Origin of the sequence: Eubacterium ramulus, from assembly GCF_045002895.1 — a bacterium.
GTDB lineage: Bacteria > Bacillota > Clostridia > Lachnospirales > Lachnospiraceae > Eubacterium_I > Eubacterium_I ramulus.
Window position 1 is genome coordinate 1,634,869 of record NZ_CP173382.1, and the last position, 19,934, is coordinate 1,654,802.

34 protein-coding genes are annotated in these 19,934 nt (G+C 41.8%); 5 read left to right on the plus strand and 29 right to left on the minus strand.

All coding sequences use genetic code 11. The annotated features are described in order from the left end of the window. Nucleotides 1–69: 69 nt before the first annotated feature. The 27 genes from ACIRUQ_RS07790 to ACIRUQ_RS07920 form a co-directional block, all read right to left on the minus strand. Nucleotides 70–618 (minus strand): phage minor capsid protein, encoded by a 549-nt coding sequence (locus tag ACIRUQ_RS07790; RefSeq protein WP_055290500.1) that lies wholly within the window; start codon nucleotides 616–618, stop codon nucleotides 70–72. Further along, the gene (locus tag ACIRUQ_RS07795; protein ID WP_055290501.1) at nucleotides 618–2,006 is read right to left on the minus strand and encodes a phage portal protein; all 1,389 of its coding nucleotides are present in this window, start codon (nucleotides 2,004–2,006) and stop codon (nucleotides 618–620) included. Before ACIRUQ_RS07795 ends, ACIRUQ_RS07790 begins: the two co-directional genes overlap by 1 nt. Beyond that, on the minus strand, nucleotides 2,006–3,652 hold the full coding sequence (locus ACIRUQ_RS07800) for a PBSX family phage terminase large subunit (protein ID WP_055290502.1): 1,647 nt from the start codon (nucleotides 3,650–3,652) through the stop codon (nucleotides 2,006–2,008). Before ACIRUQ_RS07800 ends, ACIRUQ_RS07795 begins: the two co-directional genes overlap by 1 nt. Before the next feature lie 22 nt (nucleotides 3,653–3,674). Beyond that, a complete protein-coding gene (locus ACIRUQ_RS07805; protein ID WP_156330987.1) occupies nucleotides 3,675–3,908 on the minus strand; it encodes a hypothetical protein in 234 nt (77 codons plus the stop codon). Between the two features lie 31 nt (nucleotides 3,909–3,939). Next, nucleotides 3,940–4,329 (minus strand): Ig-like domain repeat protein, encoded by a 390-nt coding sequence (locus ACIRUQ_RS07810; protein WP_055290504.1) that lies wholly within the window; start codon nucleotides 4,327–4,329, stop codon nucleotides 3,940–3,942. Further along, nucleotides 4,329–5,384, minus strand: coding sequence for an Ig-like domain-containing protein (locus ACIRUQ_RS07815; RefSeq protein ID WP_341438092.1), 1,056 nt, complete (start codon nucleotides 5,382–5,384; stop codon nucleotides 4,329–4,331). The genes ACIRUQ_RS07810 and ACIRUQ_RS07815 overlap by 1 nt, the downstream gene beginning before the upstream one ends. Before the next feature lie 76 nt (nucleotides 5,385–5,460). Further along, nucleotides 5,461–6,435 (minus strand): hypothetical protein, encoded by a 975-nt coding sequence (locus tag ACIRUQ_RS07820; protein ID WP_055290505.1) that lies wholly within the window; start codon nucleotides 6,433–6,435, stop codon nucleotides 5,461–5,463. A gap of 3 nt (nucleotides 6,436–6,438) precedes the next feature. Then, nucleotides 6,439–6,936: a Panacea domain-containing protein gene (locus ACIRUQ_RS07825; RefSeq protein WP_055290506.1), complete on the minus strand. Its 498-nt coding sequence runs from the start codon at nucleotides 6,934–6,936 to the stop codon at nucleotides 6,439–6,441. 165 nt (nucleotides 6,937–7,101) lie between these two features. Next, nucleotides 7,102–7,530 carry a hypothetical protein gene (locus ACIRUQ_RS07830; protein WP_242853620.1) on the minus strand — a complete coding sequence of 143 codons (429 nt, stop codon included), beginning with the start codon at nucleotides 7,528–7,530 and terminating at the stop codon, nucleotides 7,102–7,104. Next, on the minus strand, nucleotides 7,493–7,669 hold the full coding sequence (locus ACIRUQ_RS07835) for a hypothetical protein (protein ID WP_172679898.1): 177 nt from the start codon (nucleotides 7,667–7,669) through the stop codon (nucleotides 7,493–7,495). The genes ACIRUQ_RS07830 and ACIRUQ_RS07835 overlap by 38 nt, the downstream gene beginning before the upstream one ends. Then, nucleotides 7,666–8,010 (minus strand): hypothetical protein, encoded by a 345-nt coding sequence (locus tag ACIRUQ_RS07840; RefSeq protein WP_055290508.1) that lies wholly within the window; start codon nucleotides 8,008–8,010, stop codon nucleotides 7,666–7,668. The genes ACIRUQ_RS07835 and ACIRUQ_RS07840 overlap by 4 nt, the downstream gene beginning before the upstream one ends. Then, nucleotides 8,007–8,234, minus strand: coding sequence for a hypothetical protein (locus tag ACIRUQ_RS07845; RefSeq protein ID WP_055290509.1), 228 nt, complete (start codon nucleotides 8,232–8,234; stop codon nucleotides 8,007–8,009). Before ACIRUQ_RS07845 ends, ACIRUQ_RS07840 begins: the two co-directional genes overlap by 4 nt. Beyond that, a complete protein-coding gene (locus ACIRUQ_RS07850) occupies nucleotides 8,221–8,415 on the minus strand; it encodes a hypothetical protein (RefSeq protein WP_055290510.1) in 195 nt (64 codons plus the stop codon). The genes ACIRUQ_RS07845 and ACIRUQ_RS07850 overlap by 14 nt, the downstream gene beginning before the upstream one ends. Nucleotides 8,416–8,692: 277 nt before the next feature. Continuing rightward, the gene (locus ACIRUQ_RS07855; RefSeq protein WP_055290511.1) at nucleotides 8,693–9,985 is read right to left on the minus strand and encodes a hypothetical protein; all 1,293 of its coding nucleotides are present in this window, start codon (nucleotides 9,983–9,985) and stop codon (nucleotides 8,693–8,695) included. A 9-nt stretch (nucleotides 9,986–9,994) separates the two neighbouring features. After that, nucleotides 9,995–10,342 carry a hypothetical protein gene (locus tag ACIRUQ_RS07860; protein WP_055290512.1) on the minus strand — a complete coding sequence of 116 codons (348 nt, stop codon included), beginning with the start codon at nucleotides 10,340–10,342 and terminating at the stop codon, nucleotides 9,995–9,997. A 9-nt stretch (nucleotides 10,343–10,351) separates the two neighbouring features. Beyond that, nucleotides 10,352–12,283 (minus strand): PcfJ domain-containing protein, encoded by a 1,932-nt coding sequence (locus ACIRUQ_RS07865; protein ID WP_055290513.1) that lies wholly within the window; start codon nucleotides 12,281–12,283, stop codon nucleotides 10,352–10,354. Beyond that, nucleotides 12,280–12,774 carry a hypothetical protein gene (locus ACIRUQ_RS07870; RefSeq protein WP_055290514.1) on the minus strand — a complete coding sequence of 165 codons (495 nt, stop codon included), beginning with the start codon at nucleotides 12,772–12,774 and terminating at the stop codon, nucleotides 12,280–12,282. Before ACIRUQ_RS07870 ends, ACIRUQ_RS07865 begins: the two co-directional genes overlap by 4 nt. After that, nucleotides 12,767–13,060: a hypothetical protein gene (locus ACIRUQ_RS07875; protein ID WP_055290515.1), complete on the minus strand. Its 294-nt coding sequence runs from the start codon at nucleotides 13,058–13,060 to the stop codon at nucleotides 12,767–12,769. Before ACIRUQ_RS07875 ends, ACIRUQ_RS07870 begins: the two co-directional genes overlap by 8 nt. 19 nt (nucleotides 13,061–13,079) lie before the next feature. After that, nucleotides 13,080–13,307 carry a hypothetical protein gene (locus ACIRUQ_RS07880; RefSeq protein WP_055290516.1) on the minus strand — a complete coding sequence of 76 codons (228 nt, stop codon included), beginning with the start codon at nucleotides 13,305–13,307 and terminating at the stop codon, nucleotides 13,080–13,082. 15 nt (nucleotides 13,308–13,322) lie between these two features. Beyond that, nucleotides 13,323–13,739 (minus strand): hypothetical protein, encoded by a 417-nt coding sequence (locus ACIRUQ_RS07885; RefSeq protein WP_055290517.1) that lies wholly within the window; start codon nucleotides 13,737–13,739, stop codon nucleotides 13,323–13,325. Beyond that, complete coding sequence (locus ACIRUQ_RS07890; protein ID WP_055290518.1) at nucleotides 13,739–14,167, minus strand: single-stranded DNA-binding protein; 429 nt, start codon at nucleotides 14,165–14,167, stop codon at nucleotides 13,739–13,741. The genes ACIRUQ_RS07885 and ACIRUQ_RS07890 overlap by 1 nt, the downstream gene beginning before the upstream one ends. Nucleotides 14,168–14,226: 59 nt before the next feature. Continuing rightward, a complete protein-coding gene (locus ACIRUQ_RS07895; protein ID WP_055290519.1) occupies nucleotides 14,227–14,694 on the minus strand; it encodes an RNase H family protein in 468 nt (155 codons plus the stop codon). Next, entirely contained in the window at nucleotides 14,691–15,473 is a 783-nt protein-coding gene (locus ACIRUQ_RS07900; RefSeq protein ID WP_055290520.1) for a hypothetical protein, read from the minus strand. The genes ACIRUQ_RS07895 and ACIRUQ_RS07900 overlap by 4 nt, the downstream gene beginning before the upstream one ends. A 274-nt stretch (nucleotides 15,474–15,747) precedes the next feature. Further along, nucleotides 15,748–16,005 carry a hypothetical protein gene (locus ACIRUQ_RS07905; protein WP_055290521.1) on the minus strand — a complete coding sequence of 86 codons (258 nt, stop codon included), beginning with the start codon at nucleotides 16,003–16,005 and terminating at the stop codon, nucleotides 15,748–15,750. Between the two features lie 60 nt (nucleotides 16,006–16,065). Continuing rightward, nucleotides 16,066–16,266: a hypothetical protein gene (locus tag ACIRUQ_RS07910; protein ID WP_055290522.1), complete on the minus strand. Its 201-nt coding sequence runs from the start codon at nucleotides 16,264–16,266 to the stop codon at nucleotides 16,066–16,068. Beyond that, nucleotides 16,256–16,453, minus strand: coding sequence for a hypothetical protein (locus ACIRUQ_RS07915; RefSeq protein ID WP_055290523.1), 198 nt, complete (start codon nucleotides 16,451–16,453; stop codon nucleotides 16,256–16,258). The genes ACIRUQ_RS07910 and ACIRUQ_RS07915 overlap by 11 nt, the downstream gene beginning before the upstream one ends. A gap of 4 nt (nucleotides 16,454–16,457) precedes the next feature. Beyond that, nucleotides 16,458–16,655 (minus strand): hypothetical protein, encoded by a 198-nt coding sequence (locus tag ACIRUQ_RS07920; protein WP_055290524.1) that lies wholly within the window; start codon nucleotides 16,653–16,655, stop codon nucleotides 16,458–16,460. 140 nt (nucleotides 16,656–16,795) lie between these two features. Between ACIRUQ_RS07920 and ACIRUQ_RS07925 the strand changes: the two genes are divergently transcribed. Continuing rightward, nucleotides 16,796–17,185, plus strand: coding sequence for a DUF2513 domain-containing protein (locus ACIRUQ_RS07925; protein WP_055290525.1), 390 nt, complete (start codon nucleotides 16,796–16,798; stop codon nucleotides 17,183–17,185). A 200-nt stretch (nucleotides 17,186–17,385) separates the two neighbouring features. Here ACIRUQ_RS07925 and ACIRUQ_RS07930 read toward each other — a convergent pair whose 3' ends face one another. After that, nucleotides 17,386–17,589, minus strand: coding sequence for a hypothetical protein (locus ACIRUQ_RS07930; protein ID WP_055290527.1), 204 nt, complete (start codon nucleotides 17,587–17,589; stop codon nucleotides 17,386–17,388). A gap of 16 nt (nucleotides 17,590–17,605) precedes the next feature. Beyond that, on the minus strand, nucleotides 17,606–17,824 hold the full coding sequence (locus ACIRUQ_RS07935) for a hypothetical protein (protein WP_055290528.1): 219 nt from the start codon (nucleotides 17,822–17,824) through the stop codon (nucleotides 17,606–17,608). A gap of 171 nt (nucleotides 17,825–17,995) precedes the next feature. On the opposite strand from ACIRUQ_RS07935, the gene ACIRUQ_RS07940 reads away from it, so the two are divergent. The 4 genes from ACIRUQ_RS07940 (at nucleotide 17,996) to ACIRUQ_RS07955 (ending at nucleotide 19,870) form a co-directional block, all read left to right on the plus strand. Next, nucleotides 17,996–18,331, plus strand: a complete 336-nt coding sequence (locus tag ACIRUQ_RS07940) for a helix-turn-helix transcriptional regulator (RefSeq protein WP_055290529.1) — start codon at nucleotides 17,996–17,998, stop codon at nucleotides 18,329–18,331. A 57-nt stretch (nucleotides 18,332–18,388) separates the two neighbouring features. Next, complete coding sequence (locus ACIRUQ_RS07945) at nucleotides 18,389–18,862, plus strand: hypothetical protein (protein ID WP_055290530.1); 474 nt, start codon at nucleotides 18,389–18,391, stop codon at nucleotides 18,860–18,862. Between the two features lie 75 nt (nucleotides 18,863–18,937). Then, a complete protein-coding gene (locus ACIRUQ_RS07950; RefSeq protein WP_055290531.1) occupies nucleotides 18,938–19,405 on the plus strand; it encodes an ImmA/IrrE family metallo-endopeptidase in 468 nt (155 codons plus the stop codon). A 90-nt stretch (nucleotides 19,406–19,495) separates the two neighbouring features. Beyond that, nucleotides 19,496–19,870 carry a PH domain-containing protein gene (locus tag ACIRUQ_RS07955; RefSeq protein WP_055290532.1) on the plus strand — a complete coding sequence of 125 codons (375 nt, stop codon included), beginning with the start codon at nucleotides 19,496–19,498 and terminating at the stop codon, nucleotides 19,868–19,870. The last annotated feature ends 64 nt before the right edge of the window (nucleotides 19,871–19,934 follow it).

The following is a 19,934-nucleotide window of genomic DNA, read 5'->3' on the forward strand; positions in this document are numbered from 1 at the left end:
TTATTGAAATATAAGTTCTCAATTTAATTTCTTTCCCTTTCGGTTACAGGCGAGCTCTGGCTCATTTATTTACCAATAACCTACTTGGTTTTTACTCTTAAATCGGTCAATGCTTATTGGGCATTGAAACGAGTCGCACAATCCAGTTGATCTGGTCAGATTCTTCAATGTTCCGGCAGTTGCTTTGCTCATTTCCTCAACCATTCTGGTAAAAGCACTGTCTTTTGTCAGTTCCATACCCGCCTGCTGCCACGCTTCCATGTCATAATTAAAGGACATATCGCCAGCATTGGCTATGATATCATTTCCGGCTTCCTTTGCAGCGGCTTCTGTGGCTTTGATCTCTTCCCGGACAAATTCTTTCCATTCCTTGGTATTCTTTGCCACCTCATCCTGAAAAGCCTTGTCTGCTCGGATAAGCTTCATCACCTCAGCTCTGATCTGATCCGGACTCTTGCCAGTTTCTTTCATTGCCTGTGCCATCAACTCCGCAGTCTCTGTAAACCGCTTTGCCTTCTTTACGCGTCTGGCAATGTCAGCGATCACATCCTGTTCCAATGCCTGGTATAATGCAGCAATCTGATCTCCCAGCATCTCAAGCTGGTTTTCTGTCAGCATTAATCTTCAACCTCCGGATCATCCTCCTGCACCTGCCCTTCATAAACTTTCAGAGCTTCTTCCCGGCTGACATTCAGCCGTTCCTCGATATACCGGATGGTAAATTCCGGAATATCCGAAAAGGTCTGCGCATCTGTCCTCATGCTCTCCATGCGGGTATTTTTATCCTCGATGTAAGAATCATCAAAATCAATACAAATATCTGCTGTGAGGTCAAATGACGTGTTCTGGAAAGTGTTGGAAAACCATAAAATAGCACGTACAATACCGCTGATGTACTGCCGTGCTTCTTCCCGCTGCTTATTCAGTTCCTGCATACAGTCCTGACGCTCTCCGATGTACTGAGTAGCCGTCTGGATCTGATTCTGCTCGAACACATATTTTTTACTACCAAACCCGAATGTCATGGAAAACAGGGATAAGCACAATTCAAATGCTTTCTTGATCTCTTCCACACGGATTTTCGGGTTGTATTCCTGAATGTAACCATTGCCATCTATCGGCTTTCTTCCAAGAAGCACAAACAGACGCTTCCATTGCTTAGACCGCGGCTTTGGATCGCCCGTCTTTTTATCAATCTCCACAATAGCTTCATTTGTGAGTACGAACTTCTCACCTTTTTCCAGATCTCCATTTAAGATCATGTGGCACAGGTCAATCTGTTTCAGCGTTGGAATAGCGCCGTATACTTTCGGATAACCAAAACCATCCATATGCCGGATATTATTCACTTCTGCTACCTGCATCACCGCAAACGGCTTCACATCACCAAGAATGATCCAGTATGCTTCAATCTCTTTTCCGGATCTGTCAAATACAAAGGTATCTGCCCGGTAATTTCCTCCCTGCTGCGTAAACATGACCAGTGTAGTCTGCTTCCCGTCTTTTCCCAGTTTCGTAGAAGAAAAAGCAGTTTCCACCACTTCGTCATTCACGATCCGCAGCGGGATATAATCTTCTGCATAGCAATATGTCAGCTTTATTTCGCCGTTGATTGCTTTTCCATTGGTCAGATAAGTCGCATTATCCAAGCGCACATAAGCGGCAACCGTGCCTGCTGCCGACATCCGTTCTAACTGCCTGCGGTACATTGTATCGAACCGGTTATTTTCCAATACAGCATGTACAAATTCATTCTGCGCATCCTCACCGACATTGATATCAATAATCTCACAAAGGTTTGCATCATCCGCACAGCCACGTTTTGCAAAATTCATGCGGTCAATCTCATACAATTCACCGGTCACAGCAGTACGCTTGTGAAAGTCGTCAATCAGCTCATTTCTGTACCAGCGGTTGGCTTCCTCAATATATTCATATGGCTTGGTATGTATATGATATCCAAGCTGTCCCAGTTTTGTTCTTACACAGGATTCCATTGATTCCATTATTCGTCATCATCCTCCATCTCTTCCTCTTCGTTATCATCATACAAACCACTGTTTCTTCTGGATTCCATAATGTTTCGGTTATTACCGTAGATCAGTGCCATCACGCAATCCTCACCCAGTTTCGGGTACTCACTGGAGAAACTGCCATCTTTCAGCTGCTCATGCTCCAGCGTCGTCAGCTCATGCGCAAGGTGCGGACATCTGTCTGGATCCACCACAATCTTCTTTGCCATCTGCAGCCATTCCCAGCAGTAATCCCTGCCATGTCCACTTCCCCATCGTTTCACGGCTCCGGTCGCATTGAATCCCCAGTCCTGCATCTCTGCAATTGAATCCGGGCGGGCAGAATCACAGATAATTTCTACATTCATATATTTTTTAATCTTTCGTGCAAAGGTCGAATTTTTGCAGCGTTTGGAATACACTTCATCCACACAGTACAGAATATCTTCATCCTGATCATAATAGGATTTGATAAATGCCTGCGGATGCTCAAAACCAAAATCCAGACCATAGTCAAAATATGGCATGTTACTGATCTCTTCATCAGGAATCACACGTTCTTCCACATTTTCAAAGATTCCACCGCCTGTTCCGGTGACTTCTCCCATGTAGTTGTTCGCGTAATACCTCGGTTTATGAATTTTGAACCATTCCGCACGTTCAAAGAACCGTTTTCCAAGCCATTTCACCGGCACATTAAAATAATAGCTGTGAAACACCCTTGTCTCCGCTTTCTTCCGACATTCTTCCACGTACTGGTTCATGAAATTATTTTTACTCTTCGGTGGATTGAATACCTTTATATCTAGTGCGGGGGTATCAGATCGCAGAAACGTATCTTCGATGTTATCCATCTGTTCAATACCTGCCATCTCGTCACACTCTTCATGGATCAGTAGTTTTACATAGCCAAAAGACAGATTGTAAGACTTCAAACTGATTGGCTTGTCTGCTCCAACGAAGATCACGCACTGGCCAGTTTTCTTGTATCTTGCCATCATAGGACTGGTAGTGAATTCCCAGTCATCCAGATGTCCATGCCGGATCACAGTCTTCATGAACTGATTGTACACAGATCCACGCAGATCGACTTTATATCTTCTGGTATACACCACATGCGCTTCCGGATCCTGATAGATGGTTTCCTCTGCAACAGCCGCCCAGAAATTTGACTTGATCGAACCACGACCACCTTTGCTGACGATTTCCCGAATGTTTTCCTCACCGGAAAAAGCAGCATGTATGGAACGATACGGCTCCACAAAGTCAGAAGTGATATCAGTGATAGGTATGCTCCATGCATGTGCCGTTTCTTCTGTCTCTTCTTCTGGATTTAACTGTCCGGCATATTTGGCAATGGCTTCATAAGCTTTTACATTTCCCTGCGCTGCCTGCAAAATCATAGATGCATTTATTACGGATTCATAGGTGCTGTCCAATCCTAACGCCTGTAATTGTTCCGTCCATTCCGTTTCAACTTGTGCTGTCAGAAGCAGATTCAATGCCTTTTTAAAGTTTGCCTTCTGGTTTCTTGCTTCTCCAGATGCTTTTCCTGCTTTTTTTGCATTTTCACTGCGTTCTTCTCGTGTTCGTCTCGCGTTCAACAGTTCAATCGGCATCAGATTACTACTGTTTGCCATCACCTCACCTTCCCATCTCTATCTATGCTTCACTCACTTTTATCATCGCCCTGCAGATTACCGTTTCATCCGCAATTTTCAAAAAATATATAACTTTATATATGCCGGGTCTCGCCGGGCAAACTGAAATTCCAAGCACATGACCATCTACATCACAGGTACCTTCTGCCTCACGCATATCCATATCGCAATTCCAGAATTCATACTGCGCATCTGTAATCTGAAAGGGTAACTCATCACATGAAGTCACTGTCACATACAATCTCCTGTTTTCACCCGTGTACATTCTAAGTGTCTGCGTTTTCTGCAAAATAAGCCGCCCTCCTTTCCAGCCGTTCCTGCTCAATCGAATACTTCTGCAGCTGTGCTTCAATCGCAAAACCAGTCGTCTGTGCTTCAATTGTAAAATCTGCCATCTGTGCTTCAATCGTAAAACCAGTCGTCTGTGCTTCTGATGCATAATCCAGCATCCGGATTTCATATTGGATATTCTCAATGTCAACCACATACAAAATAGTTGCCACATAAGCCTGATTTCCTGCATCATCCAACGCATAAAGAGCGACAATATACTCGCCGCTCTCTAACAATGGGACTGTCACCTTCCAGATATTTCCATCTGTTCGGTCGAAGATGATCTTACTGCTGCCAAGCAAGCCCCATACCTGCGTGGTCATTAGTCTGTTACCTCAACCGAGATAACGAATGTCTTGCCACAATCAACCGGGTTCGGTGTGATAGTTGCAGATTTGATAACCGGAGGTGCAGTATCCAGTTTCACTATTCTGGTTACGGTTGTTGTCTTTCCTGCTTTGTCTTTTGCAACAATGGTGATGGTAGTGCTGCCCTCTTTCAGCGTTACATCGTTGCTGAAGGTTCCACTAGGAGTAACGGGTATGGGGGCTCCGTTTACAGTAACTGTAACCGGCTTGCTGGTTGCATCGTCTGTGGTACCTTTAACCGTTACGGTAGATTTATTTGTAATAAATCCTTCGGCCGGTGCAGAGATAGACAATGTCGGAGGAATCGTATCAACAGTAAATGTTACGGATTTCTGCACAGCTGCATTTCCATCGTAGTCACTCGCAGTTGCCACAACGGTATGTGCTCCATCTGACAGAGCTGATGCTGGTGTGTAGCTGCAAGTGTAGCCGCCTGTCACTGCAGTCTTTGTGAGCTTGGATGTATCTACCGCAGTACCGTCAATTTTCAGAGCGATTGTGGACGGATTAACTCCGGAATCATCATCTGTGATCTTCCATGCAATGGCAGGTGTGCTGTTTGCAAGATACTGGCTTGCAGTCGGTGCGGTGATTGTGATCACAGGAACAACTTTCTCTTTTACCTGCAATCTCAGGCTTGCACCCAATGTGCTGTCTGTTGCATCTTTTGTGGTTACGTTTCCAGCATCATCAGTTGCTTTTACCGTTACCGGATAATAATGTCCGGATAATGTATAACTGGATTTTGACGGAGCTGTAATGGTTGCTTCGTACTTGCCTGTGCTGGTGTTTTTTGTAAGCGTATAAGTCTGGCCATTAATGACCGCCTGAACTGTTTTTACACTCATACTTTCGTCTCCTTTCGCATAATCGTGTGCATAATCATATGGATAATCCAGCCAATACGCTTTCTTTTCCAGCGTAACGCGGACTATATAACTTTTTCCTGTCTGGACCGGGTTCGGATCTAGTTCTGCTTTTGAAATTGTGATCAGCCTGCTTTCTGCCATAGTCCTCTCCTCCGGTTATTTTTTTGCATAAAGAAAAGACAGCAGGTAAATCCTGCTGCCTCAAGCTTTGAAATAATTATAGTTGCATATAAAGATATAAAATTCCTATTACCAGAATAATATTTATTGCTAATACATATGGAAATCTAAAAAATATTTTTTTTAAAGTCTGCTTAATAGCTTCTTTAACTCTCCAGACCCTTTTATTTTTTTCTATTTTTTTCTGTGCCTTCTGCCTCGTTTCGTAACTCTTTCTCGTAAGCTCTCCATTTTTTAAAACATAAAACTTACCGTCTGTACTATCATCAATGTCATACCAGACATATCCTTGTCCACTAATAGTTGTTCCTATGTTTTTATCCACTATTTTCGCAATCGAATATAATAACAAAAACACTATATTAAAAATCACAAAGCCAAGCGCCAAAACACATATCAATGGTATAGTTAAGTCTTCTTTGCTTTTCAATGTACAGATTCCCTTTACCAAACCAGACATACCTGTAATTCCTCCAAAGAAGACAAAAATAATTGCAGAAAACAACCCCACAACAGTAATAATGTTCGCATTTAAAGACCCGGAAACTTCGTCAACTTTTTCTTGAAAACTATCCGTTATAGAATTAAATGTCTCCAATACATTATCTTTTATCTGGCTATTACTAATCTTCATATTTGCAGCATTATTCTTCAAACGTTCCTCTTCAAGTGCAATATGATCATATAACTTTTCTAAATTCAAAATCACCTCATCTATCTTTATGCTTGATGTTTTCTTAATAATTTTTTCACATTCTTTTCTTTTATTTTCTAAAAATGCCAGCATGACATCTATGTTATTTAATATATAACTTACAGAATCCTCACTCTCTTGCATTTTTTCATTCACAAACCGAGAAATTATATGATATTGATGTCGCGCATGATTATCATAATACTGCAAAACTCCTTGCAAACTTTTTTTTAATCCTTCTTCATCAAATCCATATTTATCAGAATAAAATATTTTTAATAATTCTTGTGTATCTTTAGTATTATTATTATATTGCACGCTTTATACCCCATATATTTTCTCTGGTTGTCTTTCATAATATTTTTGTATATCTTTGCACTTAATTTCAGTATTTAATTGTGCGTTTTTCCATGGATCCTCTTCATGTGTTTTTCTCACCAAATCAAATGGATTAGTAATTTTTACATATGAATCAACAACTTTATTGATTATTTTTTTTGTGATTTCATCTATTTTTTTTGCTGGTTCAAAAATAATTTTCATTGTTTTGCTATCAAATTTCATCCTTTTATTTTCTTCTTGCCTTGGAATATTGTTTCTACCATATTCTTTATAATGTTGGTATGACTCTACTACTACAGGTCCAAATTCCCAAGCTACAATCTTAGACTCAAAACATTTTTTTCCCGTTTCAACCAACAATGCTGCTTGCACATAATACAATAACTTTTGTAGTTTCAAATTACTTACTGGACTATTGATATCACATGAATAATTAATAATGTATGTTGATACATCAATTGCACTATAATTTGACATCGCTATCTCCCCTTTTGATTTTCTTTATCTCATTATATTCCATATTCATAAAATTGCAATATTTTATATCTATAAAAGACATCCGTTTCCGAATGCCTTTTAAGTAGGTTTATCCTCATAGGGAAGAAATCGAGCCGCCGGTTTCCGCCTTTGGCTCAAGTATTATTATAACTGTGCATCCTGTGCTTTTTGTGCGTTTTTCAGAATAGTATCAATTTTTCTGCTGATTCTGCTACGATCCAGATGCACGCTCTTGGCAACCTGCTCCTGGGTCACCGGCTTTCTGCCATCGATAAACAGTTTCCGGAAGATGCGGTGTGCCAGACTGTCCGGTATCGCATCCACAAACTGCTCCACCTCTTTGCACTCTTGCTCTAGGGCTTTCTTCCGCTTCAGATCACGATCCTGCAACCGCTCGTATTTCTCCTTGTCGAACCCAACCACACACTGCGGCATAGGATAACCCTTGCTGTAATCAAATATTACATCGTTCCCGATCATCGTATCTGACTTCCAGCGATTCTGCAACGCATAGTCCAGTTCCAGTATCTCAGCTTTATTGCTCCGATACGCTTTCAGTCTTTCCTTTGTCATCTCCAACGGCATCGCCTCCCTTATTTCTCTCCTGCAGCGTTGCCCTGCTGCCACTTTGCTGTATCTGCTGCCATATCAGATATGACAGGCTCCATTCCGGATTACCACCGACTGTTGCAAGGTAATCAAGGATTGTCAATGATTGCTCAACTCATTCTTCAACTGTTCAACGATTTTATCAATCTCATCGTAGAAATCTTTTTTACAATAACTGCAATCTCCACCACTCTCATTATCGCATTGTGCTGAATGGCAGTCTAAAAAGTACCACATGGCCTTCATCTTTACCTCCACTTCGCTTATCATATTTTCCACGTCATAAGCTGTCGGCTGCTCTTTCACTGCTTTCATGCAGTTCTGGATAGTATCATATTCTGCCTTTGCAATCATCCGGTCTTTAAGGCTTCCACTACCTGGTGATGCTGACAGTGCACAGTCATTCAGATGAGTCAATAGTTTATCTGCGTCAATTAACCTCATTTCATTTCACTCCAATCTAATTTCTGCCCGCAGTTCGGGCAATATGCGCAATCACATTCTCTTAATGGCAATGTTCTGCATTCCGGACATTCTCCCACTGCTGTTCCAATTGCCGCATTATATGCAATAGGGATCACTTTCTTTGCTGTCTGCTTAGAATCCCCATCCACAAACCGCTGAATCTCCGCTACTTCCTGTTGCAGCTGCTCATCAGTCTTTTTCATTTTCTGCCACCGCCTTTCCATATCGATTTACTCTCTGCTTCAGCCATTCGTATACCTTCTCCTGCTGCCCTAGATCCATTTCCTTTTTACACTGGATTCTGTACTCGTTTTTTGTACTCGGAATCTTTTGCAGGCTCTCGCTCGTCCGTTTCTTATTTCCGATGGTCTGAGTATCCTGCATATTCCTTTCTTCCCTCCTCTCGGCCCTTTTCTGATTTCTTTATAGTTTTCACATTCTTCACAATGCCGTTTCTTCTCGTCTATATCCTGCCTTGTTAGCCTCGCATACTCATTCATGATTTTCTGCAATGTACAATTCTCACACACTTTATTACATCCGTTCTCACATGGCATATCTACATAGTCAACTTCCTCAGTTCCTCCACTCGTCACCGGATTTGTAAACGTGCAATACTCTCTTGGTACATACATATCTCCGTAAACTCTTATCATCTTTATCATCTTGCGTCCTCCATCGGTTTTCCGAACCGGTCAACTTTTTCACTTAACCAGTCGTGGATCCGTACCTCTGTTTCGGTATCTATCTTCTCCAGATGATGCTTTTCAAGCTCTCCGGCAAGATAATGTGCCAGCTCTAGAACCGTCAGATTGCTCATGTACTCTCTTCGCGTTTCGTACATTTCATCGACTACTTCTACCTCTGGTATCTCTTCCTCTACCGGCTCATTTTCATCGTCGTTTTCCTCCGGAGCAGATGATTCTAAGCATTCATTTTCTTGGATTTCTAGCTCTTTTTGCGCCGGCGCAATTTCCTCTCTCTGGCTCTCCTCTCCTGCCGGTTCAATGCTCTCATCTGTATCCTCTTCATAATCTCCGGAGCCTGTTTCTTCTCCTTCGGTGTCATCTTCCTGATGTTCTGTTTCGCTGTCTGTTCCATAGCCACCTGTCTCTTCCTCGCCTTGTTGGCTTTCTTCTGCTTCCTGTTCTGTATTTTCATTAATTGGCTCTGGATGTTCTTCTGGAACATCCTCTTTTTCCGGTTGTTCAACAACGTCCTGTTCTTCTGGTCCGCCAAAATAGTTCCGCCATGTATCAGTTCCTGCTGCCGATGCTCCGAAGATATCCATCGTCATTTGATAGAATTCTTCCCAATTCATGTCCTTTGGCGTATCTCCAAATTTTTTGAATGTTACACGATTTTCGTACATCATCAGAAAAAAAAGCCCTTTTTTATATGACCGGTTTCCGCCCGGATTTACAATTTCCTTGAATCGCTCTGCTGTTGGTTTGCCGAACTCTGTTACTTCACTAAACACCGCATTGAGTACGTCCATATGATCCTGATAGAATTTCTCTACCAGCTGCCGAATATCGTCGGCTTCCCCTGCCTCCGGTTCGGTTTTGTTAAACCTTTTCAGCTCTCTGATGTCCTCTCGTGACGTATCCGGTTGGATCATCTGCCTGTCGCTGTCCGGGAGCTTCAGCATTTCTTCTAACTGGCTGCGCCCGAGGTCCGCATATTCCGGCCGGAGCCGTTCAGAGTATCCGTCTATCGAATACTCCCGGTTAATAGCCATGAAACGGCTTGTGGTTGATGGTTCCAGTCCATATTCCGCCTTGGCGAATTCTGCCACGCTTTTATATCCGTCTCTCTCATAGAGTTTCTGATCATCAATCTGGCGGAGAGCGTATCCGATCCGGACGAAGCTCTGCTTAACTCCCAAAAGCTCCTGTTTTAATTTCTGTTTTATCTCGATCCAATCATTCAAAGTCATCTGCACATATTCCATAATTGCCTCCTACATCCAAATTATTGTTTCTTCGTACTCAAAATCTTTCCAAGCCCTGTATGATCTATTGCACACGCAGCTAATAGCATAGTCTTCCAGCTCGTTTTCTTTTTTAAGCCAAGCACAATGATTTCTACAGTGCTCCTTAACCTGTTCTAAAAGTTCTATCTCCCCAGCGGCCTTTATCTCTTCTTTTGCTTCTTCTCTCCAAATCTCCGGGAGAAACTCTCCCAACGGTGTTACATAGCGTTCTATATATTTGGTGATTGCTTTTGTATTGCCTCTTCGATTTACCGTATATTGCCCTGTCAGCTCCGCTCTTCCGGTATGAAATTTGATTCTGTAATCCTCTACCATATCAGCTCCTTACGCTATGTTTGTCACTGGTACTGTGATTCGTACTCGTTTGGCTTTTATGCTCTGTTTGAACCTTTTTAACACCTCACTGATGGTCTCTTTATCTGGCTGTCGGTCGAATGCGGAATAATATTGGATGATCCGGTCATCTTTCATGTTTATTTCCACGGTATAATACGCTTTTTCCAGATCTTCCTTTTTTCGAAGAAACAAGATCCATGTTTCTCCTGCTGCCATTTTCTTCATGTATTGATCACTGCTGCCTACGCAGTGGTGTAACGTCTGTCCCTCTGTCATCAGTTCCTCACAGTTTCCTGCAGGAATGATCATGTGCGTTTTATCTTCCCAGAAATATTTCTGCACCTCTGGTAACCGTTCTTGTATTTGCTGATCCAGTTTAGTGTATCCTTTCAACCGTTTTTTGTTTGCGCGCTGATTTCTTAATTCAACCAGCTCATCATGTCTGGCTTTTAAATCCTTTGGCAATCTTACGATATCGTCCTCTGTGTCGTATCCTTCAGCTTTAGCCATCGCTAGATAGTCCGTCCATGTGGTAGTCAGATTCTTTGGAGATATCTTCTGTTTTTTCATGTAATTGACCATTCGGTTTACACTTTTCAGTTCTTTTAAAATATCCTTGCATTCACCGACACTCATTTTTTTATCAGTCAAATACTGTAAGGCTTCCTGAGAAATTTTTATCCCCTTCATCTGCTCATATTGCAGCCAATTTAATGTATATAAGTTGCCGTCTATCTGTTTCATCCGGTTCGTTCTGTTTCCATCCAGCTGCAATGCATCTTTCAGTTTTTTTTCGTGTGTACACATGCAACTTGGTTCGCCCCACCAACCGTATTGGTCTACAATATCTGCTATTAATCTGTACAACCCGGCTTTTGCTATGTATTCGAAATATGGTCTTGCCCGGAATGATGTAATAAATTTGTTGACGTTAAATTTCGTTCCGCTATTGGCCAGTGCGTCAACTCCGCTCCGTTCCAGATTTCCACATGGCAAGACTTCCTTCAGATTGTCAGGATACAGATACGATGGTACAAACCTTTTGTTCTGCTGATTTCTGTCCCAGAAATCCTGTTCGAACTCATCTGCCTCTATTCGTGTTCCGTACCAGACTTTTCCCCAATCTTTGCCTTTAGGGATAATTGCCCGGATTTCCTCAAACATCTGGATTTCTTTTTTCCCTGCGCTCCATCTGCAGATTGTTTTAAACTGACGTTCTACCCACTTTTCTCCATACTGCTGCAATAGGATAACTGGTGCCTTTCTTACTTTCTCCTGTTGTCTGCTATTTGCCGTTACTAGCTGACCGCATTTCGGGCAGCTTGTCTTTTCTCCGTGTTTCCATCCTTTCTTTTTCCAACTGCTGCATCCACAGGCTGTGCAACTGTATGTAGTTCTCTTTCCAACTTTTTTGATAAAAAGTATGTGCCCCGGAAAAATCTTCTGATCCAACCAATCCTCTACTTTATCCGGTACGCATGGAATTTCTGCCATCATATCATTAATCCGGTCCACTTTCCGCTCCATTGCTTTTTGCCTGTTCGCTTCATTTATTTCGTCCTCATAAACACCTATTCTCCATGTATCCAGGAAATCCAACGCTCTCTGTTTATCCTCGATGGATTCCCATGCGATACAATCGTCAAGATCGCAATAGTAGCTTTTTACCGGTTCCTTTCCCATACACACTCTGGCTGCATTGTTCAGTTTGCAGATGCGCCATGTTCCATTGATCCAAGCATTATAACCATCTTCGTTTGCGAAATACCTGCCTTTCAAAACTCCTTTATGAAACAGGCTGATTTCTATCGCCTGCTCTCCTTTTACTTCCAGAATCTGACTTACAGCGGTTATTTTGCCCCTTTCCGTATTCCCCGATGTACCACATGGTTCACATTTTAAGAATTTTGCCGCTCTCACTTCTTCTCGCCTCCCATGTAGTAATCCGTGATGATCTGCTTCGCTCTGGCCATCCCAGGAATTCCTAAAGTGACCTTACCGGCAGATACGCCTGCTGCCTTTATGATTCCCTTATCGATAGGCTGCTGATTTTTAAACGACCACATCAGGAGTGCTGCGATACACCCTTTCAGTGATTTTCCTTTCTTCCGGACATTGAACGCCAGTAGCTCATTTTCCATGCACTGGCCACGCAAATACTCTACCCAGTCCTTCATGATCTCTTTTGGCTTCAAATCTGCTACTTCAACATCAATCTTTCCCAGTGCCGCCGTCATGGCATCGCACAGTACCGGAATATCGCCAGACAGATACATCTCCACGTATTCTTTATCGATGCCATTCTCTTTGGCCATAGTTTTGATCGATGCTGTATCGCCCTCATTGAACAGATTTTCTGCAAGTTCATTTATTTCTCCAAACGTATCCATCTCTCCGAACTTATCAAACATTGTTTAGCTCCTCTCTGCCATTCTGGCGTGCTTCTTTGTTTTCCACCCAGCTGATCAGGGCTTCTGTTGCCACACGATAGCACTGCGTCTCCGATTCATTCTCTACTTTGATGATCATTCGTTTCTTGATGCCGCTGCCCTGCCAGATACGGATCCAGCAATCATCAAAAATGGATGCATGTGCTGACATTTTCAGTCCATATTTTCGGCACACCGCATCATATTCCTCATAGAATCGTTGTAACGCCTGTCTGCGTTCAGCTTCGTTTTCCACGTCATATTCCATCTGTCTATATCTCCTGCCCTTATCTTCTTACCAGTTCGCCGCTTTTAGCCATGTGTGCCAGCTCATTCATTGAAAATGATTCCACATAGCTTGTGTGATCACCGAACATATTCACAAAATGCAGCCGGAATCTGATGAACCTTTCATGCTCCGGGATATGCTCCACTACGGCATTTATCCACTTTTTATCCTTTAACTCTAAGGCTCCTGTTTTATAAATTCTGTATCTCTGTCCTACCTTGAACATCGTGTTCTCCCTTTCTCAAAATGGCAGTTCTCCCAGATCAATATCAAGGAACTCTATCCTGCCCTCTTTGTGTTCTTTAGTGCTCTCCTGCTGCCATTTACCGGTAATCTCTTCATGCATCCAGTTCCGACCAAACTCCTGCATGTAGCGTTCATGTAAATACTTACGTTCAAACGCCTGCTGCCCGATCTGGCACAGAAAGATCCGGACGTTTCGGTTTGTATGCACCGCATCCGGTCCATATTCATGATGCGCTACGCATAGATATACCCACAGACCGTAATGCTCTGATTTCTTACGATTTGCGGTTCCGAACATGATATGGTGTCTGTGCAATCCTGTAGATGGCAATTCTCCGTAATATCCCTGTTCACCAGCCAGATATCTGCAGATATAGCACTCTTTTTCCCTCTGTACGATGCTTTTACTCATTAGCTAAACGGTAGCTCCTCTTCCAGTCCGTCCGGGATTTCCATGAAGCCATCCTCTCTTGTCATCGGTGCCGGATTCTGCTGCGCGATCTGTCCTGCTGTCTTGCTTTCGGCAAACTCCTGCTCTTCCACGACGACATCTGTGGTGTAAACTTTCTGTCCGTCACGGTTGGTATAGCTTCCGGTCTGGATACGGCCTGCGAGGACAATCTTGGTTCCTTTACGCAGATATTTTTCTGCAAACTCTGCCTGGCGGCCAAATGCTACACAGCTGATAAAGTCAGCCTTTTGTTCCCCATCGCGGTTAAATCTCCTGTTTACTGCCAGTGAATAACGTGCAGTACAGGTCTGCTCCTGCGCAGAGTTCGGCTGTGTATACCGGATGTCCGGATCTCTGGTCAACCTCCCCATTAGAATGACTTTATTCATGTTTCATTTTCTCCTTTCAAATGCTCACAAATGGTGATTTTTATCTTACGGACAGGCTTTTACTGTCCTTTAAGTTCTTTGTACTGTCCTATCTCAAGATCTGCATTTTTCATTTCATTTTGCATCCAGGCAGTATACGGACTTTTGCATGTATATTTCACTTGCAGGTTGTGGATTTTCGTCTGCTGCTCAATCTGTTCCCACAAATCCCTGTTCTTAATCTCTTTTCCATCAGATCTTGTCCATCCGTCTGTTTTCCATTCCTGCAGCCATCCAAGCATCAAGGCAGACTCCAGGTAATGCAGGTCTGTATAGATTGTCACGCAGCATCCTGGTTTTAGATGCCTCAGTGCCCGGATCACCGCCGACAAGACCAGACGGTTTCCGGAAGCTTCCATGCATCCAATTTCTGACTTGGTGTAAGTATTACCTGCAGGCGAAATGTATTCCAGTACATAACAAAAGCTGGCCTTCCCGGGCTTAATCCTTTTACCGGATACGTCTATGTACAAAGAGACTTCCATCATTCTCGCTTCACTCCTCTTCTTACTTTTTCCGGTATCAACCTAATCATGGTATATCTACGGTATTTGTATCCTGTAACCGGATTGATGCCTTCATGGATCCGTGCTATGTAGTAACCTTTTTTCGGCTTCGGCTCAGCTTTCCATCTATGCAGCTTGTCCACCTTCGGCTCTGGTAGCGGCATGTTCCGGCTAGTGTTGTAGTTTGCTTCTGCTATTCTTGGTTTTCCACGTGTGCCATCTATCTTTTTTTCGGTAGTGTGCTCATCTTTCGTCATGTAGTTGGCTAACTTTGTGAAATCCTCATCATAGTTTTTGCTATGTTTGATTTCTATGGACCAGGTGCCACCCTTCGTCCATGCTTTCTGTATGATGCTGACCGTATCCCCGATCTCATTGATCACCAGATGGATATGCCAAGCTCCCTTTGTTCCTTTTTCGATGTTTCGGATCCAAAACACCTCATAGCCACGTTTCTTGTATTCACGTCGCACGTACCGCATTGCCTTCTGAAAATCTTTCAGTGCATCCTGCATGGTCGGTGGTCTATTTTCTACCTCATAGGTCCATGTGGCCAAAATATCTCCCCTCTTGAAATATGCCAGCATCTTCTGCCTGCACCGCTTCGCTTTATTCTGTGCATTGACTATGCGAATCTGTTCCTGTGTCGGCTTGACTCTCTTCTGCCGTTTCTCGCCGGGTGCCCCATACCTGCCATCATGGAACTCTTCCACATCGATTATGTCTCCCTTCCGGAAGTTGTATTTTTTTCTCCTGATCATAGCTGTTTGTCCCAACTTTAATATCTTTATCGAGTCTGAATACCGGCTTTAAACCGGTTGTAACTCTGAAATATTCCGAAAAAAGGTTTTTTAATGTCCGGACAGGATTTCCCTGGCCGGACTATATGATTCCACCGCCCTGCAGTCGGACGTTTGTATGTATTTATAATCAAGTAAGAAGATGTCTACTGCAGCTAACGTATCAATAATTATTTGAGAGTTTTTGGTTTTAAACATCCGACTGCAGGACGGTGGAATATTCATTTTTTTATCATCAACACATAGTGGAATAGAACCCCATCTGTCGAAAAGTCACATTACCATGGGTTACTGTGCGCCAATAGCACGACCTTCCGCACTCGATTCGCACCGGAAGATGCAGCGCCGCTGCTATCACCTCAATTCCTTTGCTTATGTCTACATGTTCATATATGTACAGCTGTCCTTTTCCTGTAAATCCGCTGATCCGCTCCATTCCATCAGCGATCCGGTTGCACTGCTCTTCGATGTACTTTAACTTTGCTTTTTCCATTTACTTTTCATCTCCCATCTGGTATACTCCAGACATAGGTTTTATCCCTATGTCATTGGTTTAGAGCGTGTACTTTCTCAGGGTCTCACGCTCTTTTAATTTGTTCAGAATAATTCCTGCACCGGCAATCACCAGTCCAACAGCTGTGATCTTCACCGCCAGAATGAATCCGGCTTGTCCCTCACTAGACAGCCCCATCATTCCGATGGAGGCTATTCCAAGTCCTGTGGCACACAGTCCGAATGCAATCTTATTTTTCATCTTCTGTATCCTCCAGATTAATTTCTTCTACTACCGAAATCATCATTAATCCAAGCACCGCAACGCCTCCGGCCAACATCACCAGGATTGCATTTATTACCGTGTGTGGTCTGCCAAAATACAGGAATACAAACACGGCTGCTGCCACTATCGATGTGATGATTCCGGCAATTTTCATCTTGTTCATGGTTTTATCCTTCCTTTGCTTCTGGCATATTCTCCTGCTCAGCTTTCTCTTTCTTCACACGCTCTGCATGCTTCAGAAAGCGTTCCGCCGCCTTCATCAGTGCATTCTTGCGCTTCGCTCTCTCCTCTTCTGGAAGATCTGGGAAATGCACTCTGACTTTACATCCATCAATGTTAAATGTCTTTACCTTGGAATATGTCATGCTCTCACCTTCCTCTCTTAGAAGATATGTACTTGTGGGTTGTCTGGTTACGCTTTGCATTTGCTTTTTTCGTTGCTGTCTCCTATAATCGATACACAGGCTCCCGCCAGAGCTGAGTACAAATGAAAGGAGACAATAATTTGAAACTAAACAACGATTGTGTTCGCGATATCCTTTTAACCTTGGAAGAAATATGTACATATGATTCTTCTTTTTCCTATGATATGGATAACGACAAGCCACATTTACTTACTCCATATACACACGATGAAATTCTTTACCATGTAAATCAATGCAGAATGGCTAACTTAATTATTGATGTGCATTTCTATGATGGCGGTGACAGCTTTGATATCGGCGACTTATCACCATCCGGGCATCAATATTTAGCCAATATTCGCTCGGATAAAATCTGGAATAAGACCAAAAAAGTTGCTAGTGAAATTGGTGTAAATTCGTTATCTGCGATGACACAAATCTCTACACAAATCATCTCGTCAATCATAAAATCACATTTTGGTCTTGCGTAAATCTTCCAGTACATGCTGGATTACAAATTTCTTGCACTCAATCATCTCTTCTTTAGATGGTTGGGTGTTTGTATTTTGGAGAATCCATACTATCAGTGCATACTTGGTCAACCAATTGTTCAGACATGTAACACCAGAAACGGCAATTGCTGCTATTCCCAGAATATGTATCCATACCATCATTTTCACCTCTTGAATTTTTATAAAGTAATTTTCCTCTGATTCAAACTATCCAACATTTCATGTAATACATGTTCAACAATCTCCACTGTCCGGGCTTCTTCTGGAAGTTCGGACAAAACTGTTTCTAATCCCGAATTAGCAGCATTATCAATACACTTTTGCGATACACGAACGGGTACTTTCTCCATTTCTTCACGAAGAGAATTTATTACCTCAAACATCGCTCTCCCCTCCTCTCTACACATTCCTCTCTGCTGGATAAAATTCCATTGGATCTAATTCTAAATGCTTACACAACGCTAAAAATTCATCCACTCTCAAATCTCTGTCTCTTTTTTCGTTAGATAAGCTATCGTACAGAGCCATATACGGCACACATGTCTTTCTTGATATTTCAGACAGATTAAATCCTTTTTTTCTGATATACTCAGAAATTTGTTTTGTTGCCCCGTCCATTTTTTCACCTCATTTCCAAGTTTCTTAGAACTTGTCTGTATCATATTCTCATTTTCTTAGAATGTCAATACTTTTTTCTAATATTCTTAGAATTTTTATTGACACGTTAAAAAGTGAGTGCTATATTCAAATTACAAATTCCTATGATTTGACTAACAAGGAGGTTTGATTATGGAAAGTTCTATTGGTGAAACATTAAAGAAATGTCGAATCGAAGCTGGAAAATCTGTAAAAGAAATTTCTGATTTATTAATTTCAAAAGGATTCAAAGCTTCTGAAAAGACTATATATAGTTGGGAAAAGGGCAATAGCCAACCAACACCAGATGCTTTATTAATTATGTGCAAAGCCTATGGTGTTTCTGATGTTTTAAGTACATTTGGTTATGCTGAACCAGTTAATTCCCCTTCCACCATCGCAGCACACTTCGATGGTGATGAATATACCGAAGATGAACTTGACGAAATTCGCCAGTTCGCTGAATTTGTTAAAAACAAACGTAAATAATTGTGCTTAATTTGCTACGGCATTTTAATAAATATTATTTTTAAAGGAGAAATTATCATGAAGAAAAAAATTTTTACTGCATTACTTGTTGGTTCTATAATTTTGTCTGTAACCGCCTGCGGTTCCACTAAATCAAACGATTCCGCTGTTTCTGCAAAAAATGAAGTTTCACAGGATAAAACCGAAAAAGTTAAAGAACCTGTTGATTTGACTGGAACATGGAAATCAGAAGACAATGATGGTTCTTGGATGGAAGCGACTATTAATGACAATACGATTTCTATTGATTGGGTTTCTGATAATGGAGATACAAAATCTATTTATTGGGTAGGCTCTTATACTGCACCAACCGAATATTCAGATGAATACACATGGACTTCTACGAATGATAAAGAGCAAACAGAAAGTGCTCTCCTTGCATCCTCTGATGATACCAAGGATTTTACTTATTCTGATTCTGACAAAGAACTTTCTTATCAAGCATCTATGATGGGCACTACAACTACAGTAAGAATGACAAAATCTGAATAGAATAATGTTCTTATCGGAAGATCGTGTGTAACGACTTCCTCATTAAGAGCATTATTACTAACAGGAGGTGTCCGCATGAATATATATGAAGAAATGCAAGATCGGGCATATAATGCCGGTATGAACGTTATTGGATATACTTTTAGAAATAAAACCATAAAAGGATTATACTGCGATGGCACTGCTGCCATTAGCAATAACATAGATACTAATGCCGAAAAAGCTTGTGTGCTGGCTGAAGAAATGGGACATCACTATACTTCTGCTGGGAACATTATAGATCAAACAGACGAACAGAACCGAAAACAAGAGTTTCGTGCCAGAATGTGGGCATACAATGAAATGATTGGATTAATGGGTATTGTAAGAGCATTTCATCATGGATGCCGCAGCACCTATGAAGTAGCTGAATATTTGGAAGTGACAGAAGAATTTCTGAATGATGCACTGAACGCATACAGGGATAAATATGGAGTGTACACCACGGTAGACAACTACATAATCTATTTTATCCCAGGTTTGACTGTATTTAAAAAAGAATAAAAAATTTTACACTGTTATTACTACCAATGACAATTTATGGTAATTTGCTACGGCATTTTATAAATATTTTTACAAAAGGAGATTTTTACTATGATTGATTTCAAAAACGGAAGCTTTATCAAGCTGAAAGACACAAAAAAATTCCACAATGAAAGCTTAATCAAGCCACTTTTTGTTCCAGGCGAAGAATTTCTCGGTGAGTACCAGGCAATCAGAGATTTTGTTATCTTTACAAACAAAAGGGTAATTGCTGTCAATGTTCAGGGCATGACAGGAAAGAAAAAAGACTTTACTACTCTTCCATATTCAAAAATCCAGGCATTTTCTATTGAGACAGCCGGTGTGATTGATCTTGATAGTGAGTTGGAACTCTATTTCAGTAGTCTGGGAAAAGTTAAATTTGAGTTCACTGGATCCAGCAATATTGTTGAGATTGGAAGAACTATTTCACAATATATTTTATAATTTACACTCCCCTGTTCCTCGTGATCGGGGGAGCAATGAAAAACTGAATAATATACTTACCAGG